The sequence below is a fragment of the Bacillus sp. C28GYM-DRY-1 genome (assembly GCF_030519405.1).
GTDB lineage: Bacteria > Bacillota > Bacilli > Bacillales > Bacillaceae > Bacillus > Bacillus spizizenii_A.
The window spans coordinates 1-392 of sequence record NZ_JAUMKF010000077.1; the positions used below are offsets into that span (position 1 = coordinate 1).

Annotated in this window: 1 protein-coding gene; it reads right to left on the reverse strand. The window is 41.1% G+C overall.

Annotated features, from left to right (window positions below; translation table 11 throughout):
* Nucleotides 1-392, reverse strand: a 392-nt coding sequence (locus Q3W56_RS21235) for a DDE-type integrase/transposase/recombinase (protein ID WP_302896712.1), incomplete at both ends; no start/stop codon positions are given.

A 392-nucleotide genomic window follows, 5' to 3' on the forward strand; every position in this document is an offset into this window, starting at 1 on the left:
TAAGATAGAACGTTTCAGACTTTAGTGAGGAATGAAACGATTCGATGGAGGCATTATCAGCGGGCGTCCCTTTGCGGGACATGCTCATGGTAATGCCTTTTGTGTTAACAGCTTTTTGATACTCGTAAGATGTATATACAGAACCTTGGTCACTATGTAACACGCAGTTCTCAGGCAGTGTTGGCAGCTGATCAAGTGTGTCTAAGACAAAGTCTGTGTCCTGCTTATCGCCAATCGTAAAAGCAATCACTTCTCCATTGTATAAATCTAATATACTGGAAAGGTACAATTGTTTCTGTCCATAAGGCAAATATGTGATGTCCGTTACTAGTTTTTCAAGAGGGCGATCAGACTGAAAGTTCCGATCCAATATATTATCGACCACGGCATAT